The sequence below is a fragment of the Halorhabdus amylolytica genome (genome assembly GCF_004944975.1).
In the GTDB taxonomy this organism is placed as follows: Archaea; Halobacteriota; Halobacteria; order Halobacteriales; family Haloarculaceae; genus Halorhabdus; species Halorhabdus amylolytica.
Map to the genome: position 1 here is coordinate 1 of NZ_SPQG01000015.1, position 18,683 is coordinate 18,683.

Annotated in this window: 20 protein-coding genes; 7 read left to right on the forward strand and 13 right to left on the reverse strand. The window is 63.4% G+C overall.

Annotated elements, in window-relative coordinates; genetic code table 11:
• Positions 1–68 precede the first annotated feature (68 nt).
• Complete coding sequence (gene prs / locus E3374_RS14760; RefSeq protein ID WP_136689728.1) at positions 69–917, forward strand: ribose-phosphate diphosphokinase; 849 nt, start codon at positions 69–71, stop codon at positions 915–917.
• Positions 918–1,028: 111 nt separating this feature from the next.
• Here the strand turns inward: prs and E3374_RS14765 are convergent, their stop codons facing one another.
• The 4 genes from E3374_RS14765 to E3374_RS14780 all read right to left on the reverse strand — a co-directional run bounded on the left by E3374_RS14765 (position 1,029) and on the right by E3374_RS14780 (position 3,119).
• A complete protein-coding gene (locus tag E3374_RS14765; RefSeq protein ID WP_136689729.1) occupies positions 1,029–1,475 on the reverse strand; it encodes a metal-dependent transcriptional regulator in 447 nt (148 codons plus the stop codon).
• 20 nt (positions 1,476–1,495) lie between these two features.
• The gene (locus tag E3374_RS14770; protein WP_211194987.1) at positions 1,496–1,831 is read right to left on the reverse strand and encodes a helix-turn-helix domain-containing protein; all 336 of its coding nucleotides are present in this window, start codon (positions 1,829–1,831) and stop codon (positions 1,496–1,498) included.
• 77 nt (positions 1,832–1,908) lie between these two features.
• Entirely contained in the window at positions 1,909–2,694 is a 786-nt protein-coding gene (locus tag E3374_RS14775) for an MBL fold metallo-hydrolase (RefSeq protein WP_211194988.1), read from the reverse strand.
• An 8-nt stretch (positions 2,695–2,702) separates the two neighbouring features.
• Entirely contained in the window at positions 2,703–3,119 is a 417-nt protein-coding gene (locus E3374_RS14780) for a NifB/NifX family molybdenum-iron cluster-binding protein (RefSeq protein WP_136689730.1), read from the reverse strand.
• Between the two features lie 204 nt (positions 3,120–3,323).
• Between E3374_RS14780 and E3374_RS14785 the strand changes: the two genes are divergently transcribed.
• Entirely contained in the window at positions 3,324–4,031 is a 708-nt protein-coding gene (locus E3374_RS14785; protein WP_136689731.1) for a type 1 glutamine amidotransferase, read from the forward strand.
• Between the two features lie 24 nt (positions 4,032–4,055).
• Here E3374_RS14785 and E3374_RS14790 read toward each other — a convergent pair whose 3' ends face one another.
• Both E3374_RS14790 and E3374_RS14795 read right to left on the reverse strand, forming a co-directional pair.
• Positions 4,056–4,730, reverse strand: coding sequence for a peroxiredoxin (locus E3374_RS14790; protein WP_136689732.1), 675 nt, complete (start codon positions 4,728–4,730; stop codon positions 4,056–4,058).
• Between the two features lie 109 nt (positions 4,731–4,839).
• A complete protein-coding gene (locus E3374_RS14795; RefSeq protein WP_136689733.1) occupies positions 4,840–5,706 on the reverse strand; it encodes a ZIP family metal transporter in 867 nt (288 codons plus the stop codon).
• A gap of 522 nt (positions 5,707–6,228) precedes the next feature.
• Between E3374_RS14795 and nikR the strand changes: the two genes are divergently transcribed.
• On the forward strand, positions 6,229–6,648 hold the full coding sequence (nikR, locus tag E3374_RS14800) for a nickel-responsive transcriptional regulator NikR (RefSeq protein WP_136689734.1): 420 nt from the start codon (positions 6,229–6,231) through the stop codon (positions 6,646–6,648).
• Positions 6,649–6,699: 51 nt separating this feature from the next.
• On the opposite strand, the gene tsaA is transcribed toward nikR, so the two are convergent.
• From tsaA to ileS, 5 genes are all read right to left on the reverse strand, one after another.
• Entirely contained in the window at positions 6,700–7,809 is a 1,110-nt protein-coding gene (gene tsaA / locus E3374_RS14805) for a tRNA (N6-threonylcarbamoyladenosine(37)-N6)-methyltransferase TrmO (RefSeq protein WP_136689735.1), read from the reverse strand.
• Between the two features lie 13 nt (positions 7,810–7,822).
• Positions 7,823–8,668: an ABC transporter ATP-binding protein gene (locus E3374_RS14810; RefSeq protein WP_136689736.1), complete on the reverse strand. Its 846-nt coding sequence runs from the start codon at positions 8,666–8,668 to the stop codon at positions 7,823–7,825.
• The gene (locus tag E3374_RS14815; RefSeq protein WP_136689737.1) at positions 8,665–9,714 is read right to left on the reverse strand and encodes a FecCD family ABC transporter permease; all 1,050 of its coding nucleotides are present in this window, start codon (positions 9,712–9,714) and stop codon (positions 8,665–8,667) included. The genes E3374_RS14810 and E3374_RS14815 overlap by 4 nt, the downstream gene beginning before the upstream one ends.
• Complete coding sequence (locus E3374_RS14820) at positions 9,711–10,820, reverse strand: ABC transporter substrate-binding protein (RefSeq protein ID WP_136689738.1); 1,110 nt, start codon at positions 10,818–10,820, stop codon at positions 9,711–9,713. Before E3374_RS14820 ends, E3374_RS14815 begins: the two co-directional genes overlap by 4 nt.
• Before the next feature lie 498 nt (positions 10,821–11,318).
• The gene (gene ileS, locus E3374_RS14825) at positions 11,319–14,558 is read right to left on the reverse strand and encodes an isoleucine--tRNA ligase (RefSeq protein ID WP_136689739.1); all 3,240 of its coding nucleotides are present in this window, start codon (positions 14,556–14,558) and stop codon (positions 11,319–11,321) included.
• 102 nt (positions 14,559–14,660) lie between these two features.
• Between ileS and E3374_RS14830 the strand changes: the two genes are divergently transcribed.
• Entirely contained in the window at positions 14,661–15,650 is a 990-nt protein-coding gene (locus E3374_RS14830; protein WP_136689740.1) for an aldo/keto reductase, read from the forward strand.
• 20 nt (positions 15,651–15,670) lie between these two features.
• Here the strand turns inward: E3374_RS14830 and E3374_RS14835 are convergent, their stop codons facing one another.
• Entirely contained in the window at positions 15,671–15,892 is a 222-nt protein-coding gene (locus tag E3374_RS14835; protein ID WP_136689741.1) for a hypothetical protein, read from the reverse strand.
• Between the two features lie 89 nt (positions 15,893–15,981).
• Between E3374_RS14835 and E3374_RS14840 the strand changes: the two genes are divergently transcribed.
• Positions 15,982–16,197 (forward strand): DUF7860 family protein, encoded by a 216-nt coding sequence (locus tag E3374_RS14840; protein WP_136689742.1) that lies wholly within the window; start codon positions 15,982–15,984, stop codon positions 16,195–16,197.
• A 12-nt stretch (positions 16,198–16,209) separates the two neighbouring features.
• Here the strand turns inward: E3374_RS14840 and E3374_RS14845 are convergent, their stop codons facing one another.
• A complete protein-coding gene (locus tag E3374_RS14845) occupies positions 16,210–17,217 on the reverse strand; it encodes a hypothetical protein (protein WP_136689743.1) in 1,008 nt (335 codons plus the stop codon).
• Positions 17,218–17,299: 82 nt separating this feature from the next.
• Here E3374_RS14845 and E3374_RS14850 point away from each other — a divergent pair, with 82 nt between their 5' ends.
• Positions 17,300–17,722 carry an HIT family protein gene (locus E3374_RS14850; protein WP_136689744.1) on the forward strand — a complete coding sequence of 141 codons (423 nt, stop codon included), beginning with the start codon at positions 17,300–17,302 and terminating at the stop codon, positions 17,720–17,722.
• Between the two features lie 67 nt (positions 17,723–17,789).
• Complete coding sequence (locus E3374_RS14855) at positions 17,790–18,680, forward strand: transcription initiation factor IIB (RefSeq protein WP_136689745.1); 891 nt, start codon at positions 17,790–17,792, stop codon at positions 18,678–18,680.
• Positions 18,681–18,683 lie beyond the last annotated feature (3 nt).

Here is an 18,683-nt window from a genome sequence, read left to right on the forward strand (position 1 = left end):
GCGGTAGCACAGTATCGTATCGGCTTCCTCCCCGCCGTGAACGGCGGGATTTCCGCCTCGGAGGAAAGATGATCCTCAGCGGGTCGGCCTCCCAGACGCTCGCGGCCAGGATCGCCGAAGCGACCGGCGAACCGCTCGGCGCAGCCGAAGTCGAGTACTTCCCCGACGGTGAGTTGAACGTGGAAGTCACCGAATCCATCGCCGATCGGGCGATCGTGGTCATCTCGACGGTCTCGAACGACGCCCACATAGAGGCACTCCTTCTCCAGGACGCAGCGCGGCAAGCCGGCGCCGACGAGGTGGTCACTGTCGTCCCGTACCCTGGATACGCGCGTCAGAACCGGAAGTACCAGCCCGGCGACATTGTCTCGTTGCGGACGGTCGCTCGGGCGCTGTCGCCCGGGAGCGACCGGGTGATCACGGTCAACCCCCACGAGGAAGACGCCGAGGAGATGTTCGAGGTGCCCGCCACTGCCGTCGACGGCTCCCACCGACTGGCCGAACCGCTACCGGACGGATTGGCCGATCCGCTGTTTTTAGGAACCGACGAACAGGCCCGCCCGCTCGCCGAATCCGTCCGGGACGCCTACGGTGCCGGCGCGGTCGATCACCTCGTCCCGCCGGCCGGATCGGCCGACGCAGCGGAACTCGCTCCCGTCGAGTCGAGCGTCGCGGACCGAGACGTCGTATTCGTCGATGACTTCGTTGCCACGGGCGCGACGATGTCCACGGCGGCCCGGGCAGCAACCGACGCTGGGGCCGACCGGGTCTTTGCGACCTGTGTCCACCCGCTGCTAGCCAGCGGGGCCTGGAGCAAACTCCTCCGGGCCGGCGTCGAGAACATGTACGCCACGGACACCTTGGAACGCATCGTCAGCGACGTCAGCGTCGCACCCGTCATCGCCGACGCGCTGTGACGCTGTAGGGCGATGCCTCGACAGTAGCCGTCACTCGACATCGCCGGGCTAGAGAACGTCGATCTCGAGGAAGCGAGAAGCGGGGCCAAGAGTCAGTAGAACGGAGGTATTTCAGGCCGAGAACACGTCGCATTCGGCCGCGGACGACGCCTCACAGTGATATCGGCAAGGCTGATCGGTGCGATCGCCGATCGCGCGGATCTGCTCGCGGGACAACTCGAAGCCGATCCGGTAGGCGCGACTGTCGCTCAACGAGAGATCGAGTCCCTGTTCGAAGAACGTCTGTACCGCACACCGACGCCACAACACAGCCCGGGCAACACGCTCGCCACGGTCGGTCAACTCGACGCCATGGTAGCGCTCGTACTCGACCAGCTCTTGCTCGGCGAGTGACTCGACCATGCCGGTGACGCTCGCGCCACTGACGTCGAGATAGTCGGTGAGTTCACGGTTGCTCACCGGCGGTGAATCCACCAGCGTCCGGTAGAGGACGCCACAAAGGTATCGCCCCTCCCCAGGTGTGAGATCGTCCACCACATCGTGTGTGCGTAGACTCATGAATCGTACTCCGGAACCGTTCACTCGTCCCCTTCGCCTTTGTTCGTCGTCACTTGCCAGTAGACGATCGTCCGGCCGGTCTTGCGCCGACGGAGCGTCCCTTCGCCGACCTGCTCGTTCAGGTGCTGTCGGGCAGATTCCGTCGAGATGCCGAGCACGTCGGCGACGTCGGTGCTCGTCACGACTGGCCCTTCGACGGCGTCGAAGACCGAGAGGACGTCCGCCGGGTCGATCGAATCGGCGAACTGTCCGTTCTCGTTCCGGGCGCGCTCGCGGCGTCGATCACCTCGGCGACGATCGCCACCACAGCACCCTGCTCCGCGCGGGCCGCCACGTCCGCTCGTTTTCGGTGCCATCACGTTCGCTAGTAAATCCCCCGGCATAACCCTTTTGCCAGTACCCAATTGGCAAGAATCGCCGCGCCCTTCGACAGTCACAGGTCGATCCGCGATCCCGCGCCCACGCGGACGAACCGTTCGCCGAAGCGATCCTCGAGTGCGCGCCTGGCGACGTGACCAGTACAATGTGTCGGTGCGATCCGTTCGATCCGCCCGTCGAGCCACTCGACGATGGGGTCGATCTCGCGTCGATCGTCCGATCGGAGGTGGGTTCCACCGATCACGGTCTGCACCGGTGCGTCGAAGACGTCTTCGGCGTAGCTAATCGTGTTTCGGAGGCCGGCGTGACAACAACCTAGGACGAGGCTGATGCCATCGTCGACCTCGATGGCCAGCGACTGGTCGTCCCGGACAGGGTCCTCGATGCGCTTGCCGTCCGCGACTATTTCGCCAGTTCGGCTGTCGGGATACTCCCGCGGGATCTCACCGAGCGCGTGAATCCCTGGCGCGACCTCGACTGGATCGGTGTGTGTCGTGATCGAGACCCTCGCTTCGAGCCACGACCGGGCGTACGGCATCCCGATCTGCTCCTCGCCGTGGTACTTCGGCTCGAAGGCGTCGGGATGGCAGTACAGCCGTTCGGCGTCTCCGAGGAACGGTGGCAGGCCTTTGGTGTGGTCGTAGTGACCGTGACTCAGGACGACCGTCTCGAAGGGACCGACGCCGAGCGTCCCGGCGTTGTCGGCGGCGACGCCCGTTTGTCCGGCGTCGAACAGCACGTCGTCGATCGCCGTCGAAAAGCCCCACTCGGCGCGCAGTCCTTTCGGTCGTGAACCCGTCACTTCGTTGTCTGCGAGTATCGTGACTGTGGGCATGGGCATCGTCTGTTTCACTCCGCGTGGTGTTCGTGATCGTGCCCATGAGAATGGCCGTCGTCGTGGTCGTGGCTCTCGTGGCCTTCACAGTGGGTCCCGTCGGGAGTCGCTGCCTCGAGGTCGCCCGCTTCGAACTGTTCGATGGCGTCGCTGACAGTCCCCTCGGCCCCACAGTAGACCTCGATGTCCATCGCGTCGAACCGCTCGACGGCCCGCTGGCCGAGATTGCCGACGATCAGCGTGTCGGCGCCCGTCTCGGCGATGATCTTCGGTGGCGAGCGACGGCCACCGTGGTGCTGGCCGTCGTTGTCGATCACCTCGACCTCCTCGGTATTGGAATCGTACACCGAGTAGTTCGGTGCTCGTCCGAAGTGCGGTGAGGTCGGTGCCTCAAGCGTCCCGTCGTCACGACTGGGGATGCAAAGCAACATTTGTTTCAAAAATGTATGTTCCAGTAGCTCTTGTGAGTTCTGATTCCGTTGTCAGGTTTTGGAACGGCAAAAACAGGAGAGATTCTCAGTCCGGTCGGCCCATCGGTTTCCGGCAACCACACACGTTGGCCAAGTGCTTTTGCTGACGTCGCCCGTACGACGAGCGGCCACGAGTAGCCCGACCGAGATCTGGATCCACCGATTATGACAGAGCCAACCGTTACACTCCTCGATGCTTCGATCGGGCAGACGCCCGCAGAACGGAATGTCCGTCGGGAAATCGACCTGCCCGTGACAGCCTGGAAAGTGAGCGACCACGATGTCCCGCCGGATCCAGACACCGACGCGTGGACGGACGAGAGTGTCGTCGTCTCCGGCTCACAGACCGCTGTCTACGAGGAGCGAGCGTGGATCGACCGGACGGCCGAGTGGGTGGCCGACGCGGTGACCGCCGGCGTGCCGGTACTTGGCATCTGCTGGGGTCACCAGCTCCTCGCTCGGGCGCTGGGTGGAGCTGTCGAGCCGATGGGCGAGTACGAACTCGGTTACGCCACGATCGATCGCGTGGCGGCCGATCCGCTCTTGGAGGGGATCGACGAATCGTTTCTCGCATTCGAAAGCCATTCCGACGCCGTGGTCGACCTCCCGGAGGACGCGACGCTGCTCGCCGAGAACGAGTGCTCGATCCAGGCGTTTCGCGTCGAGAACGCACTCGGCGTCCAGTTCCATCCCGAGTACGACCTCGAGACCGCTCGGTGGGTCGTCCAGAACAAGGAGGGCGAAATCCCGGCTGCACGTCTCGATCGGATCCTCGACGCGATTATGCCCGCAACACACGCCGAAACGGCGGCGGCGAAACGCGTTTTCGAGAACTTCGAGGGACTGATTCGCCAGCAGGCCAGAGTGCAGTGAGTCGCGTTGTAGTGGCGTACTAACCTACTGTTCGGAGAGGGTGAACCACCAGTCGTACTGCTCGTAACCCTCGTCTTCGGCTTCGGCTTCGCGGGTATCGACGTCCTCGCGGGTGCCCGGCGGCGGCAGGAGGACGCGATCGCCGAAGCGCTCGTTCTCAGGCCAGTTTGCCGGCGTGGCAACGCCCTCGTCGTCGCTCTTCTGGAGAGCGTCCAGCGAGCGCAGGATCTCGTCGATGTTGCGACCGATCTCTTCGGGGTAGTACAGTACCTGCCGGACGACGCCCTCGGGATCGATGACGAAGACGGCCCGGACGGTACTCGTCCCGGCACCGGACTGGATCATACCCAGTTGTTCACCGACTCGACCGCTCTCGTCGGCGATGATCGGGAAGCCGATCTCGACGCCGAGTTCCTCCTCGATCCAATCGACCCACTTGAGGTGTGAGTGAACGCGATCGACCGAGAGGCCGATCAAGTTGGCATCGCGTGCCTCGAACTCCTCGCGTCGATCCTCGAAGGCGACAAACTCGCTCGTACAGACCGGCGTGAAGTCACCCGGATGGCTGAACAGCACGACCCACTCGCCCGCGTAGTCCGCCGGCAGCGAGATCGTGCCGTGGGTCGTCTCGACCTCGAGATCGGGGAACGCATCGCCGATCAACGGGATACCGCTCGTGTCGTCTGTCTCGGATTCCATTGCATTGTCTTGTACCTTATTCACAATATTAAAAACTTCGATCTCTGAAAGAGAAATTCAATTCTCTATTCGGAAAATATAGCTAATGTCTGTGAACCTTGGCCGTCACCTATCCCATCGCGAGAGCCTGCCACAGCACGAAAATCGCGCCGGCTCCGGCGAAAGTGCTCGCCACGGCGTACTGTCGGACGCGATGAATATTGCGCGAGCACTCGATGGATCCATGCCCGCTGGAATCGGCGTGAGAGCCGACGTGTGAGCACTCCGGCAACATGTCGATCCCGACGTGGGCGAACACGCCCGTCGAGACGCCGTAGAACACCGCTTGGACAGTCGCCGAGAGGTCCGGCGTCAAGATCGACAGCGGGATCGCCGCCAGGGCGACGGCCGACGCGGGGACGATCATGATTGTGCGTGGAATCCCCGACTGTTTCAGCGCCTCCGACCCCGTGAACCCGGCCGGGAACTTGTGTGCCAGGATGCCAAAGCCGAACAGCGCCGAGAGGTCGGGCAGCGAGCCGTAGACGACGCCCATGATCGACCCTGCTGCGAATGCGTGCAGCGTGAGCTCACTTACGGCAGCGTTCAGCGGGAGGTCGTAGTGAGTGACGAGGTGACCGAGTTCGTGGCCGGCGTATCCAGCCAGATAGCCCAGGGCGATGGCGAACCCGCCGTACTCCGGGTGGCGAGTGATCGCCTTCGGTGCGAGGAGGGCCGCGGCGCTGGCGAGCATCGCCCCACTGGCGAGGCCGTAGGCCCAGACCTGACGGTCGGGTGTCCCGAAGTCCACGAAGAGACTGATCGTCACCCCAGCGACCATCGCGAGGAAGCCGAAGGCCACGACGACCACGAGCGTCAGCCGGCCGGCGACGATACCCCCTGCCACGACCGCGGCAAAGAGGATCGCGGTGACGGCGCTGACCACTACTGCGATATGCTCACGTCGTGTCCGTCCGGTTTCGATTTCCACGTTCATGGTGCGTGCATGTCGTCTGGGTCCCCGTACATTGGTTATTGACTCCAGTAATAACTAATCTATCTAATTTAATAAAAATTGCTATTTAGAGGATATTAGTTATGAATTCGATCTTCGTTCTGCCAGACGAGTCCGTTCGCCGGAAAACAAGTCCGGTCTGAGCAGATAGACCCCCGGAGACCTGGGCGTTCAGTTGACCTCCAAGGACCTCGGCCTTCGGTCGTTTCCTACCCCCTCTGGAACGAGTAGATGTTCATACTACAGGGATGCACGACCGGCCGACGTAGTGACCAAGACGGTGCAACTCGCCGTCGAGATGGGACTGGACGTCAGGGGGTCCCCGACCGTGCCGACCACTCAACGGCGCCCGAGATCAGCGACACGCTGCTGGGTGACGTGAGTACGGAATTCGACATACACACCGCGGAGCAAACGGCGAGTACTCGCTGAGGGGCGACGCAGTATCGAAAGGGACCAAGGAGCGATGCCAACTGTTAATATCTGACGGCCGCGCCTTCAAGTATGCCCATCGTCAGTGTCTCGATGCCGGAAGATCTGGTCGATCGACTGGATCAGTTCGCCGAGGAACACGGCTACAGCGGGCGAAGCGAGGTGATCCGCGACGCCAGCCGGGAGTTACTCGACGAGTTCGACGACCAGTCACTGGAAGGGCGTTTGTTGATGGCGACCGTGACGGTTCTGTTCGACTATCAGGCCGGCGATGTCGAGGCCGAGATGATGGAGATCCGCCACGAGTTCGACGATATCGTCGAATCGAACTTCCACACCCACGTCGGCGAGAACGCCTGTCTCGAGTTGTTCGTCCTCGAAGGAACGCTCGAAGCGATCTCGACAGTCGTCGGCACGATCCGGGCGACCAAAGACGTCCAGACGGTCAGTTACTCCGTGCTGCCGATGGACGACGACCTGATCGTCGAGTGAACGAGCCGGCGTCGGTCGCGACCTCCACGACACGGTCACGAACCGAACGCGTCACTTCCGGGGGTCGATCCGGGCCAGTCCACGGCCGTCCAGTTGAAGATACGACGCGTCCGCACAGTCCCGACAGCGCGTCTCACCGTCGCACTCGACCGTCTTCGGTGCCATGACCGACTCGCCACACACGCCACAGGTGGCGTCCTCGAAGATCGGCGCGCGGTCTGGCAAGTCGACAGAGACGGCCGTCTCGACGTCACAAAGATCGTGTATCGGTCGATCGATCAGGTTGAAGGCGACCTCGGCCCACACTTCGGACAGTCGCTCGCGATCCGCGGCCGTCCCCTCCCCCTCGGCGATCACGCGGTCGAACAACTCACTCGCTTCAGGATAGTCACGCTCGACGATCTCCTCGCGCTCTTTAACATGGACGCGGACGCCGTCGTCCGGTTCGTCCCGCGAGACGAGCGTCACGGCGGTCTTGCCGTAATCGCGATAGATCAGTGCGTTGTTCCCGAACGTACACCCCGTCACGACCTGGACACCGTCGGCGAAGCAGCTGTTCGTCTCGAGGACGGCCAGGTAGTCCTCCATTCCCTCGTTCGTTGCCCCGAGTTCCCGCATCGCGTGGACGCCGGACATCACTCCCAGCGCCAGATACGGACAGAAGTGGCCGTGGATCTCACCCGCCCGCAGGAGGAGTTCCTCGCGTTCACGGTTTCGAACCCCGCGTTCGATCCGTTCCCGCGGCGCATCGCGGCGGTCCTCGTCGGTCTCCTCGGGTCGGTCGAGATTTGGGGCGTAGGGCTTGATATCCAGCACGGGCGTGCCGTCGATAGCGTCGAGACCCTGGACCCGCAACTCCTGACCGTCGCGTTCGATCAGTTCGACGGTTGTCGTGCCGATCGGGCTCGGCCGGTTGGGGCTTCGACAGGCGAAGGTCCCACGCTCGACGCCATAGCGTCGCGGCCCTCTGAGGGTCGGCTCGTCAGCCTGATGAATGTAGAAGACGATCTTGAGGTGGTCGTTGTCCTCGATCCGGTAGAGCGCCTCCTCGTACTCGGTGTCGACGACGATCGTACTCTCGGCGTCGCGCATCGCATCCGGATCGCTCGGTTCCTCGAAATCGCTGTGTACCGTTCCGACGTGTGTGCTGTCGTAGTCCATTGTCTCACCTCGATCAGTCGTCGGTCGCGGTTCCCTCGACCGCTCCCGGGGCGTCCTCGGTCCGATCGGTCGATTGCACATCTGCCCTCGAACCCGTCGCCGGTTGCTCGGGCACGACCAGCTGCCGGTCACGATGCTCCCGAACGGACGCCTCCACGCCGTAGACTGCCCGGACTGTTTCGGACGTCAGTACGTCGGGGGCCCCGACCGCGTGGATCTGCCCGTCAGCCAGCAGCGCGACGCGGTCACAATAGCGGGCGGCCAGATTCAGGTCGTGAATGGCGAGCAGACCCGTCACATCGCGTTCCCGGACGTGTTCGACCAGGAGGTCCATCACTTCCAGGCGGTGTTTCAGGTCGAGCGCACTCGTCGGTTCGTCGAGCAACAACACGGACGGATCACCGACGATCGCCCGGCCCAGGCGGACCTTCTGGCGCTGTCCCCCGGAGAGTTCACTCACGTTTCGAGCCGCAAGTTCATCGATTCCGAGGCGTTCGATCGTCACCTCGACAGCTTCCCGATCGCGGACACTCGGCGTCCATCCGCCGTGGGGTCGTCGACCCTGCAGGACCGTCTCGAAGACCGACGCCGGAAACGTCCGGGATTCGGTCTGTGGAACGTATCCGATCCGGCGAGCGCGTTCGTCGGCTGGGAGGTCGCCCACCCGATCGCCTTCGAGAGTCTCTTCCCCGCCGTCCGGCTCCAACAGGCGAGTACAGCACTGCAGGAGCGTGCTCTTGCCCGATCCGTTCGGGCCGAGCAGGCCCAGCAACTCGCCCGACTCGGCCGTGAAGTCGATCCCGTCGAGGACAGACTCCTCGCCGTACGCGAACTGAAGTCCCCGAATTTCGAGTGTCACCAGTAGTCCCTCCCCTCGATGACGAGGGAGATGAAAAGCGGCGCGCCGATGAACGACGTGAGGATCCCGACCGGCAACACGACCGGTGTGAGGACCGTCCGAGCAACTGTGTCGGCCACGACCAGCAACGTCGCGCCGACCAGGACCGAAGCCGGCAGGAGGTATCGCTCGGTCCCACCGATGACCATTCGGACGATGTGTGGAGCGACCAGTCCGACGAACCCGATGATACCTACGAACGAAACGATCAGCGCGGTCACGAGCGACGCGATCGCCATTCCCCGGATACGGAGCGACTCGACGTTTACGCCGAGACTCCTGGCCGTCGACGTCCCCGCGTCCAGTACGTCGTAATCCCAGCCGTGCCGGACGAAGTAGGCCGTCGCCACGAGGACGACCGCGAGCATGAGCCCGACGCGCGACCAGCCGACCAGTCCCACGTCGCCGAACGTCCAGTAGACGATCGCCGCGACCTCGGTGTCGCTGGCGAAGTACTGCAACAGCGTCAATCCAGCCTGGAACAACGACCCGAGCGCGACGCCGGTGAGAATCATCGTCTCCGGCGTAGCCCGACGATAGGTGACCAGCGCGAGGATCACGCCCGTCGAGACCATCCCGGCCATGAACGCCGCGATCGGCGTCAGCCACGTTGCGAGGAGTCCGCCCCGTGACGAGCCGGCTCCAACGCCGGTGAGCAGGATCGACAGTGCCGCACCGAAGGCCGCGGCCTGGGAGATGCCAAGAGTGTACGGCGCACCGAGGGGATTCCGGAGGATCGTCTGCATCGCTGCCCCCGCGACGGCGAGGCCGCCGCCGGCCGCGATCGCGGCGAGGACGCGTGGCAGCCGGTTCCGCCAGACGATGTTCCGATGTAGTTCAGTACCGCCGCCAGCCAGGGCCTCGAACAAGTCGGGGAGGGGCACACGAACGGAACCGATCGCCAGGGCCACGACGGAGGTGATGAGGAGCAACGCGGCGACGCCGCCGAGAAAGCCGACTCGCCGCGGGGCCGACTCCCGGTGGCCTGACGTGACGGTATCGGTCATTGCAGATCGAGTCCCTGGAGGGCGTCGTATCTGTCGAGAAGGGGTTCGTACAGTCCCGTGCCGAGCATCGTCTCGAAGATTTCGTTCGTCTTCGCGCGGATATTGACATCGTCAAAGCGGTCGGGGTAGACCGTTTTCCCGACGAAGTAGGCATTTGCGAGGATCGATCCGTAGTTGTGATGGTAGCTCGCGTGTGGCAAAATCGCGTACGTTTCCTCGGTCTCGAAGGCACGAATCGAGGCGTATTCGGGGTGTGCACTCACGTCTTCGCGAACCCGTCCCAGGTTCGATGCGCTCACGAACACCGTTTCCGGATCCCAGCTGAGCAATTGTTCGTCACTCACGGCCACCGAAGCGGCGTCGGTGTCGATGGCGTCGGCGACGTTCTCGACACTGCACCAGTGAAACGGCGCGAAGCGCTTGCGCGTCGTCGCGATGCCGTGGGACCCCTTGTAGTTGATCGCACCAGCGTAGGCCCCCACTCTTTCGTGAACTGAAATCGCGTCTGTTCTCCCCTGAAGGTCGGTAATCGACTCACGGACGAACTCGATGATCGTCTCAGCACGGGTCGCCTTCCCGAGTACGTCACCGACGAGTCGCCACGTCTCAAACATCGTCTCTCGTGCACTCGCGTCGGTAATGTCGACGATTGCGAGGCCGACGACAGGCGTGTCGGTCTGGGATTGCAACGTTTCGGCACGCGAAGGCTCGCCGTAATAGAAGATTACGTCGGGATCGATGGCGAGAATCCGTTCGCTGTTCCCTCCCGCATTGGGACCAGCCGAACCGATCACGGGTTTGTCCCGCAGTTCCGGATTCGCAAGGTTGTACGGAACGCGCCTCGCCCAGCCGTCTTCGGCGTCTTCGACGCCGACAACGAGATCGGTTGCACCCAGATACGCGAGCTGGCGGAGTGCTCCTGGCCCGACACCGACGACACGACCGACCGTCTCCGGGATGGCGACCGTCCGTCCGAACCCATCGGTAATCTCGTGTGTCTCCCGTTCGGTTCTGGCACTCGACGCCGGAAAGCCGTCCAGACAGCCGGATACTGCCCCCAGGGACCCAGCACCGAGTGCCTGGAGGACTGACCGTCGCGATATCATTACGTATCTTCCGGTACTTTCTACCGGAATAATACTATTTCGGTTTCAAATAATACTCATAAGTCAGGGAACACCTCCGGCTATCACGGTCACGCCATTAGAACCATGAACCGCTCCATCATTGGGGGGAACGAGGATTTCACTTCCGTCTTTCCGAACGAATCAATGAAACGGTGGATACGAGCGGTGGGATGTCGTCGTGGCGTTACTTCGCTCACGGCTTCTTCGAGCGGGTCAGCGACCCGATCGAATGGTCTGTAGAGCTTCGTTGCGCACTATCGCCGTTCGCGTCGTTCGCGCCGAGAGAAACGCGGCCAGAGGCCGCGTCTGCTCTTCAGCAGTCGGAATCAGACTTCTTCGACCGCGATCTCGGCCTCGATACCCTCGATCCCGCCACCACCTTTTTCTCCTCAGGTTGTGCTCACTCCGTTCGCACACCATTCGTCGAAAAAGCTGGACCAAAAAAAACCTGCTCGCTCGTCCCTCGCGAGCAGCCTTTCAGACCTCTTCGACCGCGATCTCGGCCTCGACGCCCTCGATCTCCCAGGTCTTGGGATAGCCGTCCTCGACATCGCCGAACGCATCGGCCCGGACTTCATCGGCGATCAGGTCCTCGTGCGCTTCGACCAGCCCAGCGACGCGCTCGTCATCTATGGCGTACTCGACGCGAATCCGGGCGTCCATCTCCAGGTCGAGATCTTTCCGCATCTCCTGGACGCGCCGGATGAGCTCCCGGGCGTAGCCCTCGCTCTCGATGTCCTCGGTCAGCGTGGTGTCGACGTAGACGACGCCACCGCCGTCGAGCGCCTCGAACTCCGTGCTCGCGACACCCTCGGGCGTGTTACGGACGAACTCGACCATTTCCTCGTCGAGATCGACACCCCGGCCGAGTTCGCTCGCGACGGCGGACTCCAGGGCCTCGATCGTGGGTTCGGCGACGCTGGCGTCGTTGAGGGCATTCATGATCGCACCGGCGTCGTCGCCGAAGGCAGGGCCGAGTTTGCTCATGTCGGCCGCGGCGCTGTAGGTGAGTTCACCCCACTCCTCGTCGGGACCGACGACCTCAATCGCGCGGGCGTTGAGTCGCTCGGCCAGCAGATCGGACTGGAGTTCGATCGACCCGCCGACCTCTTGGTCGTCGACGTCGACGACGACGCGCTTGACCGGCCAGCGGAGTTTGCGCTCGGCCTGCTGACGGGCGTTCGAGCCCGCCTCTTCGACGGCCCGGACGACCGAAATCTCGTCTTCGAGGCCGACGTCCCGGAGCGCGTCGTCGGGTTCGGGCCAGTCGCACATGTGGACCGTGTCGTAGCCGGCGTCGCCGGTGAGATACTGGTAGATCTCCTCGGCAACGAAAGGCGTGAAGGGGGCCAACAGTGCGACGGTCTCCTCCAGAACGCGATAGAGGGTAGCGTAGGCCGCTTCCTTCGAGCCGTCCTCGCCCTCCTCCCAGACGCGATCGCGGACGGCCTGGACGTAAAAGCGGGAGACGTCCTCGACGACGAACTCCATCAGCGTCTCGATGGCGCGGTCCTGGCGTCGCTCCTCGAAGTGCTCGCCCATCTCGCTCTCGACGGTCTGCAGCCTGGAGAGGACCCACTCGTCAATTTCTTCGAGGGAAACGTCCTCGACGGTGGTTTCCGCTGGATCGAAACCATCCATCCGCATGTACGGCAGCGGGAACCGGAAGACGTTCCAGAGGATGTTGAGGTTCCGTTGCATCGAGTCCATCCCCTCCCAGGAGAATCGCATGTCCTCTCCCTGAGGGTTCTGAGAAAGCAGGAACGCCCGCATCGGGTCCGCCCCGCCTTCCTCGATGGCCTCCTGTGGCTCGACGGTGATGCCTTTGGATTTGGACATCCCGCGGCCGTCGGGCATCAGTGCGTAGCCGTGCATCAACACCTCGTCGTAGGGGATCTCTCCGACCGCCGCGGTCCCCATGCCGAGTTGCGACCAGAACCATCCGCGGGTCTGGTCGTGGGCCTCCATGATGAGATCGGCGGGCCACAGCTCCTCGAAGTCGTCCTCGTTCTCGGGGTAATCGAGGGTCCCCCACGAGGCGACCGAGGAGTCCAGCCAGACGTCGAAGACGTCCGGAACGCGCTCGTAAGTCCGGCCGTCCTGGGTGATCGTCAGGTCGTCGACGGTTCCCTTGTGGAGGTCGACGGCTTCAGGATCGATATCTTGATCGACTCGCTCGGCGAGTTCCTCGCGGTCGCCGATCACGATGGCTTCCTCCATCGAGCCGTCCCAGTCAACCGGCGATCCGTCGGCGTCTTCCGTGAGGATCCAGATCGGGATCGGGATCCCCCAATAGCGCTGCCGGGAAACGTTCCAGTCGGGAGCCTCCTCGACGAAATCCCGGAAGCGATTGTCCCGCGCCCAGTCGGGATGCCACTCGCTGTCCTCGATGTTCTCGAGCATCTCGTCTTTGATGTCCGTGACCGTGATGAACCACTGGTCGGTGACGATCTGGATGATCCCGGTGTCACAGCGCCAACAGTGGCCGTAACTGTGGTGGGTCGTCCCCCGAGAGAGGAGATTGCCGTTAGCCTCGAGGTCGTCCATGATCGCCTCGTCGGCGTCCTTGACGAACTCGCCGGCGTACTCGCCGGCCGACTCGTCGTAAACGCCGTCGCCGCCGACCGGACAGAACACGTCCAGGCCGAGTGCCTGGCCGCGCTCGAAGTCCTCTTCACCGTGACCGGGCGCGGAGTGAACCAGTCCCGTCCGGTCGGCCTCGACGTACTGGGCAGTATAGACCTGCAACGCACCCTCGCCGTCGGGGGCCTCCGGGACTGCAGCCCGCAGCGGGTGCTCGTAGGTCCAGCCGACCATCTCCTCGCCGATCGCCTCGTCGATGACCTCGTAGTCATCGTAACGCCCCTTCGAAAGGACATCCTCGACGCAGGACTCGGCGATCCAGAGGACCTCTGTCTCGCCGTCCTTCTCCGCCTTGACACCCTGGTAGGTCAGCTCCTCGTCGACGGCGACGAACGTGTTGGCGGGGATCGTCCAGGGGGTTGTCGTCCAGATGACGAGGCTCCCCTCGCGATCAGTCAGCGAAAATTTGACGTAGATCGAGGGGTCGGAGACGTCCTCGTACTCGACCTCGTTGTTGGCGATGGCAGTCTCACACCGCGGGCATTGGGAGATCGAGCGCTTGCCCTGTTCGACCAGACCGCGCTCGTGGGCCTGGGCGAAGCCCCACCAGGCGGCTTCCATGTACTCGGGAGAGACCGTCTTGTAGGGGTTGTCCCAGTCCATCCAGACGCCGAAGGACGTGAAGTCAGACTGGAGTCCTTCCAGTTGCTCCTCGGCGAAGTCCTTGCACTCCTCGATGAACGCCTCCTCGCCAAAGGCCTCGATGTCCTTCTTGTTCTGGAAATCAAGACGCTCCTCGACTTTGGTCTCGATTGGCAGGCCGTGCATGTCATAGCCCGGCCGATCGGTGACGTCGTAGCCCCGCATGCGGAGATACCGGATGTAGGCGTCTTTCAGCGTCTTGTTCCAGGTCGTCCCCATATGGGCCGCCCCAGAGGTATATGGCGGGCCATCGACGAAGAAGAAATCCTCGCCGTCGGCACGGTGCTCTTTGGTCTGCTCGTAGGCCTCGACGGCGTCCCAGTGGGCGAACACCCGATCGCGGACGCTATCGGGGTCGTACTGGTCGGCCACCTCACCGAACCGGTCGTACTGCGGGGGCGAGGCGTCGGCGTGGTCCTCGGCGTCTGTCATACCTGATCACACCGTCGCCGGGATTATAGGGGAATCGATTACTCGACGGCGACTGGTGGGTCTACCCCCGCCTTTTTCGCGTCGCCACCCGATCGTACGCGCATGGAGTATCGCACACTCGGTTCGACGGAAGTAGACGTCTCGGCGGTCGGTCTAGGCACCTGGAACGTCGGTCCCTCTTGGGGCGACGTCAGCGACGAACAGGCCAGAGACGCGATCCGGACCGCACTCGATGCGGACGTCAACCTGATCGACACCGCCGAAGTCTACGGGGACGGCCGGGCCGAACGGCTCATTGGCGAGGTCCTCGACGAACGAGGGCGCGATGGCGTCTTCGTCCCGACGAAGGCCGCGCCCGACGAGGACGGTGGCCACTCTGGGGCAGGACTTCGGGAATCCATCGACGGCTCGAAGGAACGTCTCGGCGTCGAGACCGTCGACCTCCTGCAGTTGCATTGCCCGGAGACACAGGCGTTCTACGACCCAAGCACGTTCGAGACGCTAGAGGAACTACAAGAGGAGGGTGAGATCGCCCACGCCGGCGTCAGCGTCGAGAAAGTCGAAGAGGCGGACAAAGCCATCGAGTATCCGGTGGTCGAGACGGTCCAGTTGATATTCAACCCGTTCCGACACCGACCAGCCGAGCGGTTCTTCGAACGCGCGGCCGCTGAAGACGTGGGTATCATCGTCCGCGTCCCACTGGCCTCCGGTCTGCTTGCCGACGCCTTCGACAGCAGTGAGGACTTCGAGGAAGGGGACCACCGCAAGAGTGCCACAGAGGGTGGCGTCGACGCCGGGATCGGTCGGGCCGGTGGGGAGACCTTCGCTGGCGTGCCCTTCGAGACAGGACTGGACGCCGTTGCGGACCTGCGGCCGTACGTCCCCGAAGAGATGTCGATGGCCCAGTTTACCCTCCGGTGGATCCTCGATCACGACGCCGTCTCGACGGTCATCCCCGGCTCGACGACGCCCGATCACGTCGAGGCGAACGCCGCAGCGGCTGACTTCCCCGAACTCTCACACGAGACCCACGGTGCAGTCAGAGACAGTTACGAGGAACACCTCTACGAGCACGTCCACCACCGCTGGTGACGGAAGCGTCTGCTCGGAACTCAGGCCTCGGCACGGCTGGCCAGCACTTTCTCGCGGATCAGTTTCGCGGCGGCGATCAACATGAGGAGACCGACGACGGTCTCCCAGGCGCCGAGGACGTTCTGGCCCGCCATGAGTGTCTCCAGTCCTGCCGATTCGGCGAGGAACCCGGCCACGCCGAGGGCTCCCGCCAGGATCGTGTACACGATCACGGACAGCTGTTCGACGACGATATCGAGCATACGTCGATTTGATCGCCGAGGGCTATGACCGTTTCTATCGCGCTTCGTCGAGACGAAACGGTTTTCTCCGCCCTATCGAAGAAGGAAGTATGTCAGGCTATCGTGACATGGACTACGTGAAACTGGCTCGCTGGGGGTTCGTCCTCGGCGCAGCGATGTTCCTGATCGGCGGCGTCGGCCAAGCGGTCGTCCCCGGACTCCCGGGATGGGAAAAAGGACTGCTCCTCGACCTCGAGGTGGGTGGTATTTTCGTCGGTCTACTCGCACCGCTGACCTTTGGGATCGTCCTGCCGTTGACGGAGTGAGGACGAGCGCACTCAGAACCACTCGGCAGCTTCTTCGGCGTAGATCTCGGGCGGCACGTCGACGACGCTTTCGTCGTGCAACGTGACGAAGAACGGCGAATCCGACCAGTAATACCGGTCGAACACCGATCGCGCGACGAGATCGACCACTGGCGGGTTCGCCGGATCGTCATCCTGTAGTGTCATAGCGAGGTTGAAGCTATTGTGGCCCGCCGAGCCGTAATACTCGAGGACGGTCACGATTCCGGCCGCCAGATCCTCGACGATCGGATCCTCGGGATGCGGGACGGTCGCTTCGGGTGCGATCGCGCGAACGTGGCGGTGATGCTTGGGCGCGTAGGGCGCAATCCATTCGACGTCGCCGGTCGAGCCGATATGGCGGTCGGTGTCGGCCGTCTCTTCGAGGAGCGTTGCCCAGTATGATTCGCCGTGTTCCTGACGGTACTGGCGGGCAGCTTCCGCACGCTCGGCCTGGCGATTCGTCCCGCACTCGTCGACCAACGTCTGCATGTGCGGGTGGATGATACTGCTTCCCGCCGGCCGCAGGAAGTTCATGTTGATCGAGGCATACTCGTCGGCGGCGTCCGATTCTAGTGCCACGTCGACGAACTCCAGGGCTGCGGCGAGGCCGTCTGTGAACTGCCGGACAGTGAACGCTTCGATCGGAACGTAGTGGTCCTCAGTGAGAACGACGACGTTGGAATGGTCGCCGTAGGGATTGAGGTTCGGGAACGACATCGCCTCGCCCCACGACCCGCGGTCGAACCCGACCCAGTCGGGATAGGTCGGGGTCGCGTCGGCCACCATGTCGGGACAAAAGAAACACCCCTCGCTGTCTCCGACGACCGACTCGATGTCGGGGTCGCCCTCCGGACGGATGAAGTTCTCCGAGACGATTCGACTCTGTCGGCCGGTGAGCGGATCCCGGCGGACCTCCGTCTCGACTGAAACTTCCTCGAAGTCCTCGAGAGGACTGTGGAACCACGTCGCCTGGACCTCGGGATCGAACTGGAAAGACATGCTACTCTGCTGTTCGGAGAGAGAACTCAAAAAGGTACCCGCGACCCCGCGGTTTTTGGATCGCGGAGCCGTTCGGTCACGTATGACCGACTGCGTCTTCTGTGCGATCGTCGACGACGACCTGCCGAGCCACACCGTCCACGAGACCGAGAACGCGCTGGCCTTCCTTGACGCCAACCCCCTCGCCGAAGGACATACGCTCGTCATCCCGAAAGATCACCACGAACGACTCGCGGACGTGCCCGCCGAGACAGCCCGGGACTTCTACGCCGCAGTGCAGGAAGTCGTTCCCGCCGTCGAGGCGGCCGTCGACGCGCCGGCGACCACCGTCGCGGTCAACAACGGCGAGGCTGCCGGTCAGGAAGTCCCTCACGTTCACGCTCACGTCGTCCCGCGGTTCGAAAACGACAGTGCCGGTCCGATCCACGCGCTGTTCCGTGATCGACCGTCCGTCTCCGAGAGTCGCCAGGAGGAACTCGTGGCCGACATCGATACACGACTGTGAGGATATTTGGACAACGAGAAATGATTTCAGCAGATTAATTACGTGCAAGTTATTTGTTCCGGCAACCGTGCACGCACCAGAAACGGCCGGGCAGTGCCCGGAGTGTGGGGGTGAACTGACGCGTGACGGCCGCGAGGGGATCTGTCGCGAGTGTGGGCTGGTCGTCGCCGAATCGAGAATCGATCACGGACCGGAGTGGCGGAGTTTCGAAGACGACACTACGGATCGCCGTCGGACCGGCCCGCCGCTCTCGCGGGCGCGACACGATCGGGGGCTTTCGACGCGGATCGGCAGGGATCGTGGAATGGCGCCCAGACGGCGCCGGCGGATTGCCCGACTCCGTCGGCAACATCGCCGTTCACGTACCGCCTCGAAGACCGAACGAAACCTGATGTACGGCATGATGGAAGTCCGCCGGATCGTCGACCAGCTATCTCTCTCGGAGCGGTTTCGTGACGACGCCTGCGTGTTGTTCGAATCCGGCCAGGACGCTGGATTGCTACACGGGCGGACGATCGAGGGGATGGCGGCAGCCGCCGTCTACGCCGTCTGCCGGTCCGCTGACGTCTCCCGGATGATCGAAGAAGTTACGTCCGTCGCTCAGGCCGACAGCGACGAGTTGACCGTCGCCTACGCCGCGCTCAACCGCGAACTCGGTCTCGAGACCGGACCGATCGATCCACGTGAGTACCTGCCCCGGTTCGCCGATCGACTCGACCTGGGGCCGGAGATCGAGCGACGAGCGCGGGAGTTCGCCGCGATCGTCGTGGATCGGAACCTCGCCGGCGGGCGCGCGCCTAGCGGTGTCGCCGCCGCCTGTCTGTACACTGCCGCCAGAGAACACGGCGGCGATCTCACCCAGCGGGACGCCGCGACGGTAGCCGGCGTGGCGTCGGCGACGCTCCGGTCGACCTACCAGGACATCAACGATCGCCAAGGGGAGGTCGCGTCCGATTGACGA

Excerpts from the sequence above, each read along its gene's own strand:
- E3374_RS14845 (WP_136689743.1), bottom strand. The coding sequence starts at position 17,217 with ATGTCTTTCCAGTTCGATCCCGAGGTCCAGGCGACGTGGTTCCACAGT.
- nikR (WP_136689734.1), top strand. The coding sequence starts at position 6,229 with ATGCCCATCGTCAGTGTCTCGATGCCGGAAGATCTGGTCGATCGACTG.
- tsaA (WP_136689735.1), bottom strand. The coding sequence starts at position 7,809 with ATGGACTACGACAGCACACACGTCGGAACGGTACACAGCGATTTCGAG.
- E3374_RS14835 (WP_136689741.1), bottom strand. The coding sequence starts at position 15,892 with ATGCTCGATATCGTCGTCGAACAGCTGTCCGTGATCGTGTACACGATC.
- E3374_RS14770 (WP_211194987.1), bottom strand. The coding sequence starts at position 1,831 with ATGGCACCGAAAACGAGCGGACGTGGCGGCCCGCGCGGAGCAGGGTGC.
- E3374_RS14820 (WP_136689738.1), bottom strand. The coding sequence starts at position 10,820 with ATGATATCGCGACGGTCAGTCCTCCAGGCACTCGGTGCTGGGTCCCTG.
- E3374_RS14815 (WP_136689737.1), bottom strand. The coding sequence starts at position 9,714 with ATGACCGATACCGTCACGTCAGGCCACCGGGAGTCGGCCCCGCGGCGA.
- E3374_RS14785 (WP_136689731.1), top strand. The coding sequence starts at position 3,324 with ATGACAGAGCCAACCGTTACACTCCTCGATGCTTCGATCGGGCAGACG.
- E3374_RS14830 (WP_136689740.1), top strand. The coding sequence starts at position 14,661 with ATGGAGTATCGCACACTCGGTTCGACGGAAGTAGACGTCTCGGCGGTC.
- E3374_RS14765 (WP_136689729.1), bottom strand. The coding sequence starts at position 1,475 with ATGAGTCTACGCACACACGATGTGGTGGACGATCTCACACCTGGGGAG.
- E3374_RS14780 (WP_136689730.1), bottom strand. The coding sequence starts at position 3,119 with ATGTTGCTTTGCATCCCCAGTCGTGACGACGGGACGCTTGAGGCACCG.
- E3374_RS14840 (WP_136689742.1), top strand. The coding sequence starts at position 15,982 with ATGTCAGGCTATCGTGACATGGACTACGTGAAACTGGCTCGCTGGGGG.
- E3374_RS14775 (WP_211194988.1), bottom strand. The coding sequence starts at position 2,694 with ATGCCCATGCCCACAGTCACGATACTCGCAGACAACGAAGTGACGGGT.
- E3374_RS14790 (WP_136689732.1), bottom strand. The coding sequence starts at position 4,730 with ATGGAATCCGAGACAGACGACACGAGCGGTATCCCGTTGATCGGCGAT.
- E3374_RS14795 (WP_136689733.1), bottom strand. The coding sequence starts at position 5,706 with ATGAACGTGGAAATCGAAACCGGACGGACACGACGTGAGCATATCGCA.
- prs (WP_136689728.1), top strand. The coding sequence starts at position 69 with ATGATCCTCAGCGGGTCGGCCTCCCAGACGCTCGCGGCCAGGATCGCC.
- E3374_RS14850 (WP_136689744.1), top strand. The coding sequence starts at position 17,300 with ATGACCGACTGCGTCTTCTGTGCGATCGTCGACGACGACCTGCCGAGC.
- ileS (WP_136689739.1), bottom strand. The coding sequence starts at position 14,558 with ATGACAGACGCCGAGGACCACGCCGACGCCTCGCCCCCGCAGTACGAC.